At 57.8% G+C, this 16,053-nt stretch carries 12 protein-coding genes and 2 tRNA genes; 6 read left to right on the top strand and 8 right to left on the bottom strand.

What is annotated here, in order from left to right:
• Positions 1–19 precede the first annotated feature (19 nt).
• Positions 20–3,580 carry an ATP-binding cassette domain-containing protein gene (locus tag ACB037_RS04130; RefSeq protein ID WP_371174916.1) on the bottom strand — a complete coding sequence of 1,187 codons (3,561 nt, stop codon included), beginning with the start codon at positions 3,578–3,580 and terminating at the stop codon, positions 20–22.
• Positions 3,581–3,677: 97 nt separating this feature from the next.
• Positions 3,678–4,955 carry an alpha/beta hydrolase gene (locus tag ACB037_RS04125; protein ID WP_371174915.1) on the bottom strand — a complete coding sequence of 426 codons (1,278 nt, stop codon included), beginning with the start codon at positions 4,953–4,955 and terminating at the stop codon, positions 3,678–3,680.
• A gap of 236 nt (positions 4,956–5,191) precedes the next feature.
• Here ACB037_RS04125 and ACB037_RS04120 point away from each other — a divergent pair, with 236 nt between their 5' ends.
• A complete protein-coding gene (locus ACB037_RS04120) occupies positions 5,192–5,326 on the top strand; it encodes a hypothetical protein (RefSeq protein ID WP_371174914.1) in 135 nt (44 codons plus the stop codon).
• A gap of 155 nt (positions 5,327–5,481) precedes the next feature.
• Positions 5,482–5,703: a hypothetical protein gene (locus tag ACB037_RS04115; RefSeq protein WP_371174913.1), complete on the top strand. Its 222-nt coding sequence runs from the start codon at positions 5,482–5,484 to the stop codon at positions 5,701–5,703.
• 63 nt (positions 5,704–5,766) lie between these two features.
• Here ACB037_RS04115 and ACB037_RS04110 read toward each other — a convergent pair.
• Both ACB037_RS04110 and ACB037_RS04105 read right to left on the bottom strand, forming a co-directional pair.
• A tRNA-Asn gene (locus tag ACB037_RS04110) sits at positions 5,767–5,842 on the bottom strand.
• 5 nt (positions 5,843–5,847) lie between these two features.
• Positions 5,848–5,923 (bottom strand) — tRNA-Phe (locus tag ACB037_RS04105).
• A 722-nt stretch (positions 5,924–6,645) separates the two neighbouring features.
• On the opposite strand from ACB037_RS04105, the gene ACB037_RS04100 reads away from it, so the two are divergent.
• The 3 genes from ACB037_RS04100 (at position 6,646) to ACB037_RS04090 (ending at position 10,796) form a co-directional block, all read left to right on the top strand.
• Positions 6,646–7,827, top strand: coding sequence for a tyrosine-type recombinase/integrase (locus ACB037_RS04100; protein WP_371174912.1), 1,182 nt, complete (start codon positions 6,646–6,648; stop codon positions 7,825–7,827).
• Positions 7,828–7,836: 9 nt separating this feature from the next.
• Positions 7,837–10,041, top strand: a complete 2,205-nt coding sequence (locus tag ACB037_RS04095) for a DUF927 domain-containing protein (protein WP_371174910.1) — start codon at positions 7,837–7,839, stop codon at positions 10,039–10,041.
• Between the two features lie 488 nt (positions 10,042–10,529).
• Positions 10,530–10,796, top strand: a complete 267-nt coding sequence (locus tag ACB037_RS04090; RefSeq protein ID WP_127464678.1) for a hypothetical protein — start codon at positions 10,530–10,532, stop codon at positions 10,794–10,796.
• Between the two features lie 180 nt (positions 10,797–10,976).
• Here ACB037_RS04090 and ACB037_RS04085 read toward each other — a convergent pair whose 3' ends face one another.
• The 4 genes from ACB037_RS04085 to ACB037_RS04070 all read right to left on the bottom strand — a co-directional run bounded on the left by ACB037_RS04085 (position 10,977) and on the right by ACB037_RS04070 (position 14,956).
• Positions 10,977–12,407 (bottom strand): hypothetical protein, encoded by a 1,431-nt coding sequence (locus ACB037_RS04085; protein ID WP_371174909.1) that lies wholly within the window; start codon positions 12,405–12,407, stop codon positions 10,977–10,979.
• Between the two features lie 157 nt (positions 12,408–12,564).
• The gene (locus ACB037_RS04080; protein WP_371174908.1) at positions 12,565–13,254 is read right to left on the bottom strand and encodes a hypothetical protein; all 690 of its coding nucleotides are present in this window, start codon (positions 13,252–13,254) and stop codon (positions 12,565–12,567) included.
• Positions 13,255–13,266: 12 nt separating this feature from the next.
• The gene (locus ACB037_RS04075) at positions 13,267–13,935 is read right to left on the bottom strand and encodes a TM2 domain-containing protein (RefSeq protein ID WP_371174907.1); all 669 of its coding nucleotides are present in this window, start codon (positions 13,933–13,935) and stop codon (positions 13,267–13,269) included.
• 127 nt (positions 13,936–14,062) lie between these two features.
• Positions 14,063–14,956, bottom strand: a complete 894-nt coding sequence (locus ACB037_RS04070) for a helix-turn-helix transcriptional regulator (RefSeq protein ID WP_371174906.1) — start codon at positions 14,954–14,956, stop codon at positions 14,063–14,065.
• A 323-nt stretch (positions 14,957–15,279) separates the two neighbouring features.
• On the opposite strand from ACB037_RS04070, the gene ACB037_RS04065 reads away from it, so the two are divergent.
• On the top strand, positions 15,280–16,014 hold the full coding sequence (locus tag ACB037_RS04065; protein WP_301481458.1) for a hypothetical protein: 735 nt from the start codon (positions 15,280–15,282) through the stop codon (positions 16,012–16,014).
• The last annotated feature ends 39 nt before the right edge of the window (positions 16,015–16,053 follow it).

Here is a 16,053-nt window from a genome sequence, read left to right as displayed (position 1 = left end):
CCCTTGTCATTTTCAGCCCTCACACCGTCTGGGGCACCTGGCGGTTCACCTGACCCACGAACAGCTGGTGGAAGCGGGAGTGGGAGTTGGCCAGCAGGCTCACCGGCGACCCCTGCTCCACCACGGTGCCGGCCTCCATCACCACCACCTTGTCCACCGACAAGAGCGGCTCCAGGTGGTGGGCGATCACCAGATAGCTGGCCTCCGGCCGGTAGCGGTAGAGCAGCTCGGCCATCTTTCGCATGCCGCCGTGATCGAGGTCCGAGGTGGCCTCGTCCAGCACGATGAGCGGTCGGCGCGACAGCAGGATGCGGGCGATCACCAACAACTGGGTCTCGCCGGCGGAGAGTTGCAGCCTGTCGAGATCCTCGTCCAGCCGCCCTGCGCAGCGCTCGGCGAGGCCCACCCGGGCAAGCGCCTGCTCAAGCACGGCGTCCTCATGCTCGGTCAGGGGCGCCAGATTGGCCCGCAGGGTACCGAAGAAGGTGAGCGGGATCTGGGAGACGGTGTCGTAGAGATCGCGCACCGCCTCCGGTGCAAGTCGTGACAGTGGCTGATTGCCGTAGAAGATCTCCCCCTGGGAGGCGGGATACATGGCCTGCAATACCCCCAGCAGGGAGCTTTTGCCTGCCCCGGTACGCCCGCACACACCCACCTTTTCACCTGGGGCCAGCTCGAAGTTCACCTTGTGCAGCGCCCACTGGCTGGTCTGGGGGTAGCGCAGCCCCAGGTTGTCGAAGCGCACTGCGGGGTGAGGGGTGGCGAGGGCCTCCCCCTCCTGGCGTTCGCTCTCTATTTCGCTGTATTCGCGCACCCGCTCTACCGCGTTCATCACCTGTTCCACTTCGGCAAAGGTGCGGATGAGGGAGTTGAGCATGGCGGAAGCGGTAAAGGCATAGGTGATGGCAACCGCCCCCAACAGCGGGCTGTTGCCAAAGGCCACCATGAGTGCCACGGCCCCCACCAGGGCGGCGGAGAGCAGGGTCTGGTGCATGCCGAGCCAGCGGTTGATGGAGGTGGTGGTGTACCAGCTGCGCAGGTTGTTGTCATAGTGGTGCAGCACCTGGTCCAGCGCGAAACGCTCGGCCCCGGCCAGGCGCAGGGCGGGGGCGCCGCGGATGGTCTCGCTGATGCTGATGTAGAGCGGGGAGCGCAGCACCGAGGACTGGCGCCGCAGCTTGAGTTGCACCGCCCGGTAGCGGCGCTGCAACACATAGAGCGCCCATCCCACCAGGGGGGCGATGAGCAGCAGCAGGGGAATATTGATGCCGATCACCACCACCTGCAAGGCCACGGACACTAGCATGCCGAACAGTCCCACCAGCATGGAGAGCAGCATCTCCTGCGCCTCCCCCAGATCCCGGTCGAAGCGGTTGAGGATGCGCCCCTGGGGGACCTTGTCGAAGAAGGCCATGGGGGCGCGGCTGATGCGTCCCAGCATGCCGTCAAACAGGGTCCAGGCCAGCTTGAGGCCGAGTTTGTAGTTGATGACTCGCACCGCCATGATGCAGGTGAGGGAGCCCGCCCCCAGCAGCACATAGATGCCGAGCAGGGTCGTGACGTCGCTCACCTCGGCCTTGCCGCCGAGCCAGAGATCCGAGGCGATACGCAGCCCTTCCTGGCCCAGGGTGAGCAGCAGGACGAGCAGGATGGCACCGGGGGCGGCGAGGCGCTGCCACATGAAGCCAAACAGCCCCCAGTCCACCTTGCCCTCCACCACTTTCTCCTCGCTGAACTGCTCCGCCTCCTGAGGGGGCACCGGCGGGGCGGGCTGGGGATGCTGGACAAGATCCGCCAACTGGTGGGCATCGAGCTCCACCAGGCGCCCCTGCTCGATGCGGATCACCCGATCGCACCTGGCCAGCACATCCGGGTCGTGGCTCACCAGGAGCCGGGTCGGCCCCGGCTTGAAGGCGAGCCCCTGCTCCAGTACCTGGGCCGCGACCATGGGGTCGAGCGCAGACAAGGGGTTGTCCAGCAGGAGGATATCGGCCCGGGCGTAGAGGGCGCGAGCCAGGGCGACCCGCTGCTGCTGGCCGCCGGAGAGGCGGGTGCCGAGCTCCCCCACCAGGGTTTGATCCCCGTGGCTGAGCAGCGCGAGATCGGCCGTGAGGGCGCAGGCGCCGAGCACCCAACGATAGCGCTCGGCGTGCCAGGGCTGGCCGAACAGGATGTTGTTGCGGATGGTGTCGTTCATTAGCCAGGGCTTGTGGCCCAGATGGGCAACCCGGCCGTGGCGACGGATGCTGCCGGCAAACTCGCTGTCAAAGCCGGCAACCAGATGCAGCAGGCAGCTCTTGCCCGCCCCGGTGGCCCCGGTGATCCCCACGAGCTCCCCCGGTGCGATGGCGAGGTTGGCTCCCTCGAGCACCGGTTTTTGCTGGTGCAGGGCACTGACGCCTTCCAGGTGGAGGGCCCCCGCCGGCAGGGCGGGATCATCGAGTTCCCGGTGCTGCTCCGGGCTGTTCAGGAACTCGCACAGCCGGTTGAAGCCGGTGTTGAAGTTGATCAGGGTGCGGATGAGGTAGGGCAGTCGCATCATGGGGATGCGCAGCACGGTAAACAGGGCGATGGTGGTGAACACCTGGGGCAGGGTGAGGGTGTTGCCCGACGCCAGGTAGGTGGTGAAGGTGGCCAGGGTCACCAGCAGGGGAGTGCTCAGCATCAGCCCTTCGTTGATGGCATCGAGCCTGAGCACCCGGCCCAGCACCCCCAATTCCTGCTGGCGCTTGGTGTTGGCCGCCCGGGTAAAGAAGGGGCCAAGCCCGTTCTGGCGCACCAGCCGCAGCTTCTTGATGTATTCCGCCAGGATGCCGTTGCGCTCGTCCTGTTGACGCTTGAGCTGCTGCTCCTGCTGGTTCATGCGCCGTACCACCCGGGTGGAGATGAGCAGCAGCAGGGCCAGCACCGCGAAGCCCACCAGACCGGCACTGCCCACCTGCCACACCAGCAGGGCGATGGTGCCGATGAGTTGCAGCGCCATGGTGACCGGCATGGCGGGGTCAGCCAGGATCCAAGTGATGTCCCACACGTCCCGGTTGATGAGGTTCTGAACCCGGCCGCCGGCCCTGTCGTCGAAGCTCTTGCCACCCTGCTTCATCACCTTGGCGAGCAGGGATTCGGCCAGCAGACGGCGGATGGGCACGTGCATCTTGAGGGCCAGTTGCAGGGAGTGCTCCGCCAGCATGCCGGCGGCGAGCACGGAGGCGAACAGGGCCAGGGCCAGCAGCAGCTTGTGGCCGGTGGTGGCATCGGTGCCGAGCTGGGTCATGCTGTGGTTGAGCAGCCAGGGGCTGGTCAGGGTGGCGAGCATGCCGAGCAGTTGCAGCAGGGTGAGCAGGCCAATCCGTCCCTTGTAATGGCGCCAGATAAAGGCGGTCAAGGGCCAGGGGCACACCGGCTGGCGGGCGGTGAGCGCGAGGAAGGCGTCGGCGCGGCCGTCGCGCCTGTCTTCCGGCAGCAGGGGATAGAGATCGTCGAGACTGACCTGGGGCTGGGTCAGCCCCTTGCGCAGCAGCGGGCCGGTCCAGCGATAGAAGAGGCGACTCAGCCAGCCGGCCGAGATTTCCGGATGATCCAATGGGTGTCCTTGTTGTTTTGTGTTGCTTCCATGGGCGGGGCGGCTCATGGGCCGCCCTCGAACTTGTTGTCTTGCTGCGGGCGTGCGCCCGGCGGGATCAGCGATCCCGGTTCATGCGGATGAGCCGATCCAGGATCCGCTCGCCATCGACCCGCAGGCCGTTGTGTTCGTACTCGTTGGTGATCCAGGCGCGGCTGTTGCCAAGCCCCTTCAGGGTGTCGCGGCTGTAGTCAAACTCTACGTACATGTCCTCGGCATAGACGGCGCAGGCCACCGGCACAGTGTTGCGGGCCAGCTGCGCCGGGTCGTAGAGGGGACCCCAGTCCGCTTTCTGGGCAAGCAGGTGGGCGGCCTCCTTCAGGGGAATGAGCTCGCGGAACTGCTCGAACATCCAGGGGAAGATCATCTCGCCGGTAAAGGCGAAATCCTTGCCGGGCGCCCAGGCCAGGGCAGGGAACTCCCTTCTCACCCGCTCGGCCGCCCAGTTGCTGGCACTCCCTTCGCAATAGATGAGCTCGTGCAGGATGGCGAACACCGGGTTGGTGTTGAACGGCTGCATGGCCTGCACCTGATAGAGGAAGGCGGGGTTGAGGCGTTCGCCGATGAAGGCGTCTTCCAGCAGGTAGTAAAGTGCCTCGAAGGCGCCGCTGGCCCCCAGATCCAGCCCCTGCTGCTGCAACTGCTCCACCGTCAGGCGCTGGCCGTTGGGCAGGCGCACGTCGTGGTGGTGCAGGTGGTTGGCCAGCCGGTTGGCCAGGGCCTGGGCATGGGGGAAGCGGGTGAAGAAGGCGCGGTTCTTGTCCGCCACCCGCTGGTAGGTGGCGCGGTAGACCTCATCCGCGCTGCGCCCGATGGGAGCCACGCCGCCGGTGAGGTAGACCTCGTGCAGGCTCCTTGGGAACAACGAGAGGTAGGTGAGGCTGCAAAAGCCGCCGAAACTCTGGCCGAGCAGGCTCCAGGGGCGCCCCGGGCTCAGCATCTCGCGAATGCATTCGGCGTCGCGCACTATGCTGTCGGCACGAAAATGGCCGAGGTAGTCCGCCTGCTCACCTGGGGTCATCCCCGCCAGGGCGTCAGCACTGATGGGGGTGGAGTGGCCGGTGCCGCGCTGATCGAGCAGCAGCACCCGAAACTCCTGCAGGGCCCGCTTGATCCAGCCGCCATCGGCGGTCGGGCGAGGTGCGCCAAAACCCGGGCCCCCCTGCAGATAGAGCAGCCAGGGCAGGTCATCATCCAGCTTGTCCTTGCGGCAGAGGGTGCGGCCAAACAGGGTGAGGGTCGCCTCCTCGTCGGGATGCTGGTGGTCGAGGGGCACGGTAAAAAAGTGTGGCTCGCAATGGATGCCATCCAGCGCATAGTGCAAGGGGCTGCTCATCTGGGGTCTCCCTGAGGGTAGGCAAATCGTCGGCCTCATCATAGCCCTGGCGCAGGAGCGGGTCACGCCGGTTTTCCAGATTGTTAACAGAGATGGAGTCTGAGGTCGGTGCCGTACAAGGTGTGGTTTCGCCGCAGTTGACGGCGGGCTGCAACTGGACAAAGATGAGCCGCCTGCCGGGATGGGCAGGGATAGGTCAGCACCCCGGGTGCAGGAAACTGGATGGAGTTGGCTCGATGAAGCCGAGATGGATACGTGTTCGCAAGAGACGCACACAGAGGGATCCGGAGGGGGTGCTGCAGGCGGGTTTGCTGGTGTTCAGCGCCACCTGTGGTACCACTCTGTTGCTGGCGGCCTGCAACGGCGGTTAGCTGAGTGAAACAGACCCGCTTGTCATGAGCGGGTTTTTTCATGCCGGAGCAGAAGGTCGGGACCTGCCTGTAGCCCTTTGCTGGCGCGGGTTTGCGGTATGCAGAGCACGGCTGCTATGGTCAATTTACGACCGGATCCACAGAGGGAGGCGATCATGAACAGTCGTGAAAAAATCCTGGCTCATTTGGCCACAGATCACCGGGTTGCAGGATTGACCGCTGGCGAGGCACTGGCTGGCATGAGCCACTCGATGAGTTCGCTCCTGCTGCAACAGGATCAGCACTTCTTCCGCCGCCATGCGGACGACCCCTGTCACGAAGTCGCCCGTGCCTGCTCGGCTGGACACGTATGGCATGGGGACGAAAACCACTACTAGCCCCGCATGTGAGTAAATGACAGATGCAAAAAGGCCCGCTCATCTGAGCGGGCCTTTCGAATTTGGCTCCTCCTACTGGACTTGAACCAGTGACATACGGATTAACAGTCCGCCGTTCTACCGACTGAACTAAGGAGGAATAGTTGGTGCCCAGAGACGGAGTCGAACCGCCGACACGGGGATTTTCAATCCCCTGCTCTACCGACTGAGCTATCTGGGCAACGGCGCGCATTAAACCCTTTCTCGACTGGGGTGTCAACCTTGCAGCCCCAGTTTCTGGCATGTTTTTGCATAGGGTGAACCAAGTGGCGAGATAGTGTGCAAGGAGCCCCTGACTTCACACCGGGATCCGGTTGTCGGTAGGTTCTGCTATCGAGGATTTTTCCCTTTATAGAATTATCTTTTCGCTCTCTCACACATTCGGTTCCTCCAACAAGTCAGCCCATTTTCTGTCAAAAAACGGATGAACTGACGTGCATGTTTTTTGTGCGCTGAAAAGTTACCAGAAATTGACCAGACAGGGTTTGCTGTGTCGCTGCCTCTGTACCTCCGGTCGTCGGCTCCTCAGCGTCCCTGTGAAGAAGAGAAGTGATGGTGTTTCGGCTGGGGAACTCAAATTTATTGTGATCAAAGTCACAAAATTGAATCTTGGTTACACCTTACAAAAGGGCTCAATCGACAATCTTTTTCGGGGTGGCAAATCACGATCCCCCCAGCAAATCAGGAGAGTTTGGCGCGAGATTCAGAAAGTCGGTCTCCAGAGCGGGATCTGAAATTTGCCTCTGAATCGGCAGTCTATGAGGGCGTTTTGAGTTTTCACACATGGTGAAAACCATTAAATATCAATGCTTTTGGTGTTTTTGGTCGAGTTGTCATCTTTCGTTTTACAAGTAATCTTCCCACGACCCGGTAATCCCGGCTGTTCGTATCAAAGGGGGAGTTGTGAAAGAGCAACTAACGACTTCGACTGCCAAGGTGCAGAAAACAACATCTCGTGGAGTGGACGGCACTCTAAGAGGGCGTAAACAAACACAGGTAACTGATAAGAAGATCCCACAGCTCAAAGTGATTACATATGAATCCGGTCGTTCATATGCACATCTTTGTTTTTCGCATCTGTGCGAGCGTTACTCAATCGGACTCGGTTGTGTGGCGACGGTTGGATTAACAGCCATTCGTGATAATGCTCGACGCTTACTGGCTGATTGTTATTCCAATCCGGAAGGATTCAGGCTGCGATACCGTGCGCTATTGCCGCTGGCGACGTATGTACATGAACGGTATTTACCGGATGTTCATGTCACTCATCGCTATCCCAGAACGATTGAATCGAGAGTCAAACCAATAGTAGCTGCTCTCGGGCATAAGCCGTTGAATCAGATCACTCGTGCCGATTTTGAGGACTTTCTGACTCAACTATCCGAAACATGCTCTGTTGCTACTTGGAACCGTTATCTGGCGCAGTGCAAGGCCATAATGACGCATGCTGTTGAGCATGGAGTTCTTCCTTCATCCTCCGCAGCAGGTATCCCCGCCAAATACGAGCCTGTCCTGCCTCCCAAGGGCTTACCCGATGAGGCTGTCAATAAGCTGGTTGCTCGCTTGATGGAAGACATTGACGAAGAAAAGGCTCGTCTGTTGCTCTTCCTGTTCGCAACTGGCTCCCGTATGGGAGAGGCAAGAGCTCTAAAGCTGCAAGATTGTAATCTCACCACTCAGATCGCTTTTCTACCGACGAGTAAGTCTGGCCGAGAAAGGCTCATACCGCTTAATCAGTTCGCCCTGGAATTGGTTCAGCTTCAGCGCCAGCGCCATGGCAAGACCGGCCTACTTTTTCGTGGCCAGGACAGTACATCTAAGATATCCGAGCCACGTAGGTATTGGTACCGGGTCTGTCATGAGTGCGGACTCTCGGGAGTACGCATTTACGATGCCCGTCATACCGTCGCTACCTCACTGCTGAACAAGGGGTGTTCGCTCGATGTATTGCAGAAGGTTCTAGGACATAGTTCGCCGAGGATGACCGAGCGATATGCGAGGTTTTATGACGCGACTTTGGTCAACGCAGTGAACGCACTGCACACCGTATGGGAAATACCATCCCTCACTTCCTCCCCCCTTTAAGGAATGGGGGTGGAAACTCCCCCATGGTTAACGATGAATTTATCCGTTTCTAGTTCTTCCGCTGAATCCGTAATCCAATCCGAAAACCGGATTGACACTCTCGCCCAACAGGTTTCGCAGGCTATGGCTGTTGCTTCTCCTCAGCCCTATGGCGATCACAGTAAAAGGGCCCGAGTGCATCACGAGCTTGGTAGCATCAAAACATGGTGTGAAGAGGCTCGCTATCTTGCATCCCCTGACGGGCAAGCACTCAACAAGGATAAATCTCCTGAGGAGTGCCCTGTGTGGCCGGATGGTTCTCCTCTGACCCATGCCATTGAGCAGTTGACCCAGTGGCATACCTCATCCTTTCTGCCGGAAGGTTACGCGATTACCCCAGATGGCAAGGTCATGTTCCTGGTCAGTAAAGAGCCAGCAGTAGTTTTTGAGGGGGTCGGGTTACCGATAACAACCTTTAATGACATTGAAGGGCGATTCGAAGCCATGGAACTGGCTTGTCTTGACTCAGATGGGCAGTTGGTGACATGGACGATAGATCTCGAATCCGTTTACCAAGACCTGAAAAAAATCAAGGCAAGGATGAGTTCGCACCGGCTGGCTTACTACTCAGCGACAGAGGGGCAACTGATCCGCTTCATGTTGCGTTGCGCAAAAATGGAACTCATGGAGTCTATTCGCTTGGTGGAGCAAGCGGGCTTTGTGCCAGGGTTGTTGGTTTATGTTACTCACAGCGAAGCCTTGATTCGTGAGGACGAGCGAGAAGCCCTGCGGCGCGATGGCAATCAGCTGTGTTACCGACTTCGCAAGGCGGTAAAACAGCTCCACCCTCAAGGTTCTCATGACGAGTGGATACAACATGTGGCGATGGCGGTTCGCCACTCCCCGCTCATGCAGTTCGCGATATTGGTTATGCTAACGAACGTGTTGCTTAACCTGTTGCAGAAGGGAACGACAATTGTCCATTTTCATGGCCCCAGTTCTGTAGGGAAGACAACCTTGGCACAGGTGGCTCAGAGTGTGGTTGGCCGGGCAACTGACCCTAGCACGGATGGCGGCTCAGCGATTCGCAAGTGGCACAATACTCTTAATGCGTTGCTCTCGCTCCTAGAAGAGCACCATGGTATGGGGTTGGTGCTTGATGAGCTGGGTTCGTTCATCGGCAAAAATTTCGGTTCGATCATGTACGCCATGACCAATGGCCAGCGCAAGGGGCGCTGCGACAAGACGGGTACCGTGATTGAGGCCCAAAACACGGCTGCTCTGTGCGCGGCTTCAACGGGTGAGCAGAGCTTTGATGATTCTCTGCGAAAGACTGGTGACAGTGTCAACGCAGGTGCGCGAGTGCGGAATCCTAACATCGAGGTTCACCCCGAAGATGCGGGACTGCCTGGCGAGACGCTGGCTCAAACCAAGGCTCGCATTGACCAGATTAAGGCGGCCTGTGGGATGTATTACGGCACGGCTCTCCCAGCCTTGGCGCAAGGGTTGTTAAATTTGCCTGAGGCCACCTCCTATGCGGCGCTGCAACAGCTGGTGCAAGAGCGGGTTCACAAGTGCGCCGAACGTCTGGTGCCCTTGGTGGATGGCGCTGCTGAGTCATCGTTGATTCGGCGAGGTCTGGACTTCTTCGCCATGACGCTGGCTACCGGCCTGTATAGTATCGAGCTGGGTGTGTTGCCTTACACCGAGGACGAGGTCATGGCAGCTGTGGTACTGGGTGCTAATCGTTGGGCAGCCTCGTTGGATGAACAGCCGGATGATATCACCCGTGCAGTTCGTCACCTCCAAGAGCAACTGGCACTTAAGCGTCATGAGTTCCCTGATATGGGGACGCTAACGGCGAAGCATCATATGGGCGTTATTCGTAACAAGCTGTTGTTGCTGCGTGTCGTGTGGTTCAAGAAGCTGGTTCCCCAGCTCGGCAAGCAGGTGCTGGCCCGGCTGGAAGAACAAGGTTACCTTATCCGAACCGAAAAGGACCGCATGACTACGCGTATCAAGAGCGCTAATGCGGGTATCTATGACGGTCAATACTACGCCTTCGACTATGACAAGATCATGGGCTTGGATGGTGGTGATGACCATGAGTCAGAGGTGGTTCAGCCACCGAAGACCACTAGGTTCACGCGTCGTCCGGTGAGGACGGGGAGAAGGGAGATAGCCTCCTCTATATTGGAGATGAAAGAATCGACCACAGAAGTTGAGCAGTTTTAAAAGCAAGGGGGCCAGTGAAAACTGGCCCCCTTGCTTTATGGAATTCGGTGGCAGATTGCCGTGGTGACAGCGTGGCTACTCGGAACTGTGAATACTGTCAGTCATGGAGTCAAATCCAGTGGTTGACCGATGCTACGGCCAGAAGAGGGAGCATCGTTTCAGCAGGCCGAGAAGGCCAGGATGATCTTGTTGCGGAGGTTTGGAGGGCGGTGAGGCCAAAGCGGCTCATTGGGTCGCTAAACCGCGATACGGGTGTCTCGCCGTGAGGGGAGATACCGACTACACACTGGTGTGCTCCCTGTCGATTTCCTCGCACATCAGCTGGTGTTGTCGAACGGTCTAAAAAAAGAGGCCAGTGCGGACCGCCCCTGATCTCTGCGTTGGCCGGAATGGCTGTTCAATTTCGCCGGAATACGCACAATTGGAAACAGGATAGATTGAAACTGCTATGTTTAATTGATGTTGCATTACTGAGTCAGGGATCAGATATGGAAGCAGTCACCGCACCTTTACTGGCAACTGGCACCGTTACAGAGACCATGACCACCACAGCTGCAGGTACGATAACTCATACTGTTGTGCGGAAATTGGTCGTTGATATTAGTAGGAAAGAGGGTTTCGCTCTGATGAGCAAATTTCTGGCTCCTACTGCTATCAACCCGGTGCTGCTCTCAGTTGGTCTTGTTCTGGGAGTTGGTTATCTCGTATATCGTCTACACAGCACACCACGTGAGCGAGTGGTCTATGATGCGTAAGCCCTCTTTCGGGCCGAATTGATGTAGCGGCCTATCGAACAGGGATGCCCGTCAGCGTCTGCTCATCGGCAAATGCTGGCATGATCCCAGCCGATCTCTTCGCAGATCCGCAGGTGTTGTCGAACGGTCGAAAAAAAGAGGCCAGTGCCGACCGGCCCTGACCTCTGCATTTTCCGCGGACTACTGACAGGTTCCCCAGTTTATGCCGTCCGTGCCACATTCCAGGCTATGAGTACCGTCCGCATGGGTTGTCTGCTTCTTGTAGAGGCCGTCGCTGTCGTAACTGGTTCTGATGGTATTGCCATTTTCACTGGCCGTCATGCTCTTGACCCAGCTAGCCGCATCAGGCTCTTGTGATGGGTCGTCATACAGATAGGGGAGGGCTTCGAGAGCCGCAGTGAGCTCACCCATATTCAGGGTCGATAGCTGCCCTTCCAGACCGACCCAGTCGTTCAGGAAGCTGAATGCGCCCGCCTGCCGGTTATAGGTGAACTGGGTGACGTAACTCAGATCGTTGACGTCATAGCTGATGGTGGCGTAACGGTGGGTGATCGCTGCCGCCATATCGTCAGGAGTACAGTCGTTGAAGCTCTCTGCCGATGCTTCGGCCAGATTCACCAGTGTGTACGTCTTGGCGTTTGAGTGGGCCGAGAGGGTCTCCTTGATGTCACAGCTATAGGGGGTGTTGTCCCCATGGCGCGACTCAAAGTCGTAGCGGGTTGTGTAGGTGTAGTTATTGCCTGTCACTTGGCGCTCTTCACCGTAGATGATGGTCTTGATGATTTGCGCGAAATCATCGCTCACCTTCACCAGCTCGGTGCTGCTCTGGGCTGCCCCTTGTAACTGGGTTTCACGATACCAAGCCTCCGGATAGGCATTGTTGTGATCGCGACTATCCCCCTTGTGGTAATCGACATAGACAAAGGTGGCGTCCGGATTGTCCCGTTTCAAGGCTTCTGTTTCGGTGAAGGACTGCTGCAAGCCGCGCACGATCTCCTGGGCCAGCGTGCCTGTCTCGCTATCACCGCTGGCAATGAAATCCGCATACAGCGTCTGCTCGGAGATGTTGTAGTGGCTGACAACCCGGCTGACCGCCTGTCTCATCGAGGTGATCAACTGTTCCTGCTTTTGCCGGTTCGCCATGACGCTCTGGCAAGTCGTCTGCGATTCGGCTGCCAGCTCACTCTCCACACTGCTCCATAGCACCGTGGTCAGCGGCGTCACATGGTAGACATCATCCTTGGTGATGGGGGCAAAGGTGGGAGGAAGGACCATCTGATAGGCTTCTGTCACCGGGCCAAGATCCTGGTCCACGGCATCCACGGGCACATCGACCACCAAGGGCGCGTATTGAGCGCAGGTTTGCAGGTCTTCCGGCAGCTCCAGCCGATAATTACCGGCATCATTGGTGGTTGTCTGGGGTTCACCTTCATCCCACTGACGGTTGAAATTGAGATCGAGATAGACGGTCGCGCCTTGAATGTATCCATCAATCGCCTTGCCTGACATGGTCAGGGCGCTTGGAGAGGTTGGATTCCCCGTATCGCCACCACCACCGCCACAGCCTGATAAAGTAGCCATCAACATCATGGCCAAGATTGTTTTCTGCATCGTTAGTTTCCCGTTTTATTGTTGATATGCGATAACGCTCAGAGCCTGGGCCGCCATCATGGTGATGGTTTTAGCTCGGTACTCTGCCGTAACGTGTTGATTGAAATGTGATTTGTGTGTTTTTACTCGCCATGCTTCTCGTTGCTATTTCGGCGCATCAGGGGACGGACAGATCCGTCTCGCACACGATGACCTCGCACTCTGATGGATCGGGAAAGTCTCCGCCTTCGTCGGTGACATATATCTTGTCGGCATGAACGCGGTAGTTACCCACCGGGGTCAGCAGTGGGTTTTCATACATGCCCTGATAATCGACAGAGACAGTGGTCGTACCATGGGATCTCAATGTGACGCGTCCATTGGGGGCGATAGTGATGGATTGTTGAATCCCACTTTCCCCCCCGAAGTTGAAATAGCGGGTTCCCGTGAACGGTAGGTCTGCTGCTTGCGGCTGTGGAGCCCCGGTATGGTCAGCACCTCTGGCGCTCTGGCACATTTTCTCCAGCAGCAGATCCAGCATTCCCTCCGGCTGGGGTCGCCCGTTAATCTCCAGCGCCTCCACAGAAAAACCATCGTCTTGCATCCAGACCTGCACCATGGCCCGTGCGGGCTGGCTGGCATAGGTGATGGTGCCGCTGACATTCACCAATTTCCGACCATCAGCCGCTTTCCCGCCGGTCCACTCGGGATCTTCGAAGAAGCTGTTGACCATCTTCTCGACGGTGATCTTCGGGCACATCTCCAGCTCGCTTTCCTTGAGGGTTGCCACATCCAGCAGGCTGAACAAACCGGCATTAGCACCCGTCGAGCAGAGCATCAGTAAACCGGCGGCCATTTTCATATTCATGGAAGGCACTCCTCACCACACCCATGAAAACGCGGATATGGGGCGGTAGTTATAGCGACGGTCAAACTCCTCCTGCGTCAGGCACAGAACACGGATGAACTCGATCACGGACAAGACCAGGGGAAGGCCGGTGGTGCAGAGCGCGAGGTAGATAAGCCCCCAGCCCCAGTTCCCGGTGTAGAACTTATGCAGACCAATGCCGCCGCCCAAGAATGCGAGCACAGCGGTGAGCCCCTTGCGCTTGCCACGGTGCGCAACGGCGTTTGCGCCGTTTAGCGGTGTCTGTGGGGGAGTGGTCGTGGCAGAGGGTTGCTGGGAGGATGTTGCCCCCTCTTTAATCGGCCATGCCGCGATATCGATAGGCTTCCGCAGCTCATCCGTTATGGCTCGGGCTTTCTTCTTGGCGGCACCGAAGGTATCGATGGCATCGACAAACGAGCCATTGAGGGTGAGCTGGATGGTCTCATCGCCTTGAGAGGCGAAATTCACGGTGATGCGCATGCCGAATGGATTAAAGCCATATTTCCATGCGGCTTCGATCCTGCCTTGTGTTCGCTCGATGGTTTTTAACGTGCCGCCCTGGGCTTGCAAATGGGCAGCTACATGATCGAAGAGTTGATCATAGGTACTGGTGGAGCAAAGAGTGTTGTCGGTCACTTTTTGCAGACTGATGGTGTTCATGCATTACTCCTTGGATATCGACTGCGGGGTGGTTGACGACAATGTGAAACAGCGGCGACAGGTGGTGTCGCGGCATGTCAGGCACTGTCGCCAGATGTATAAACTGGGATCTTTGTCACACAGTGGGTCAGGGCGGAGCCTGGCTCCTCAGGGTCAATAGATGGCGTAAATCACGGACGATCTGCTCATGGATAAAACCGGGTGAGATCACGGTCAGTCCCGGCATCCAGGATTTGATGACAGGCAGAATTTGGTTGGCATCAAGCACACGACTGCTCAATAACAGCGCACCGTCATCCAGGGTTTTGACAATCTCCTGCTCGGGCAGCAACGGGCGGTGCTGAAAGTTGATGGCGATGGAGGCATTGGCCTTGAGGAGCACCTCGATCATGCCGGAGCGCCAGAGCGTCGGATCGGTATCGATCTGTCGCGCAATGAGCGCGTCACGGGTGAAGGTCTGTTGCGATAACTCAACCAGTGCGATGGAACTTAGCGGATAGGCTTGCAAGCGCCCCTCACTGACGCCGACCAAGTGCCAGGTGCCCTTATAGTTGACGAGCTGATAGGGGCTAAACAGTTGCTTGCGCTGGTCTTTGGTGATGAGCCAGCATTGCAGATGGTGGATCAGTGCCTGTTCTAATACCGGTAACTGGTGACTCAGTGAGTCAGCTGATTGACCATCGAACCCCTTGATGGCGAAGAGACTGGGGTTGCCTCTGTCCAGTAGTTGACCCAGACGATGTTCACTGGCGCGGGGGAACAAGTCGGTGATGCCCAACTGTTCGGCCAGCCTTCGCAGCTTTCCATCGTTCTTGTGATTGAGGAACCCAGGATCCAGCCAGTATTGCTGGCTGCGGTGCTCTATCGGTAGATAACTGAGGCGCTGATTGAAATCCCGCTGCAGGGTGCGCACGGTGACGTTGTACTCGGTGGCCAGATCACTCAGGTACAGCTTCTCACCGCTGTACAGGCGGGTGAGGAGCATACCGAGGCGCTGAGCAATCTTGTCGTGTTCGTGCATACCATCACAGAAGGGGGATAACCGTGTCGCGGATTATCCAAACAGGCCGCGACACGGCGTGACGAATTGGCTGGTAGGCAGTTTTTCGCAAAACCCATCATCGGCTATGAGCTTTTGTCATCAGGTGAGGGATTTTGTTATCAACCGGCGAGAAGCGGTTGAGCGGGCTAGGAAGGTCGGTCAGAACAGGTTGTCGCTGTTGGTGAGGAGGACGGGCTAACACCGCGCCTCGGGTGGCTCAATAGGAATTTTACTATCTAGGGGGATAGGGGAGAGACGTCGCGAGTCTTGTTGCGCGATATGAACCGCTCTCCTGCAGGTTAGTGAATACGATTTATGTGATCGCAAGAAAGAAAATGCGTTTCACAGATTATGTTTTCCATGGAATAAATAGAGCATTATCTTTCAATAGGTTAGTTACGTTGCGTAGCGGGGAGAACAGTATGGGTTTCTTTGATTTCGTTGGTGATGTTGTTAGTGGTGCCGTCGATATGGTTGGTGATGTTGTTGGCGGAACTATTGAAATCGTCAGTGATGTCGCTAGTGGTGCTATAGATGTCGCCGGTGACATAGCTAGTGGCACTGCTGAAATGGTTGGCGATGTTGCTAGTAGCGCAGTGGATGCTGTCAGTAGTGTTGCTGATACCGCAGGTACCATTGCGGGAGGTGTAGTTGACATGGCTGGTGATGTCGCAGGTGGTGCGCTTGAGCTGGCTGGCGACTGTGTCGAATATGTTTCTGAAAATCCAGGTAAGACGTTGGCTGTGGTCAGTGCCGCCGTTGTGACAGGTGGTGCTGCGTTTGTTGCTGCTCCTGCCATTGCTGCTGCAGCTGGAGGGGCGGGGTTACTTGGAGCAGCCTCAACGGGGACAGCAATTAGCACTCTCTCAGGTGCCGCATTAACGAACGCATCTCTGGCTGCCGTTGGCGGCGGTGCACTTGCTGCAGGTGGTGCAGGGATGGCTGGTGGAACTGCTGTTATTGCTGCTGGAGGAGCTGTCGCTGGAGCTGCAACTGCAACAGCGGGAGTGGCGGTTTCTGAGAAGATATCCTCTTGATAACTTGAAACAATAATTTCGAGGATGAATCAGTAAAGG

It is taken from the genome of Aeromonas sp. S19(2024) (assembly GCF_041402625.1).
GTDB classification, from domain to species: Bacteria; Pseudomonadota; Gammaproteobacteria; order Enterobacterales; family Aeromonadaceae; genus Aeromonas; species Aeromonas caviae.
The sequence above is the reverse complement of the archived record's forward strand: the minus strand, read 5'-3'. Positions and strand labels throughout refer to the sequence as shown.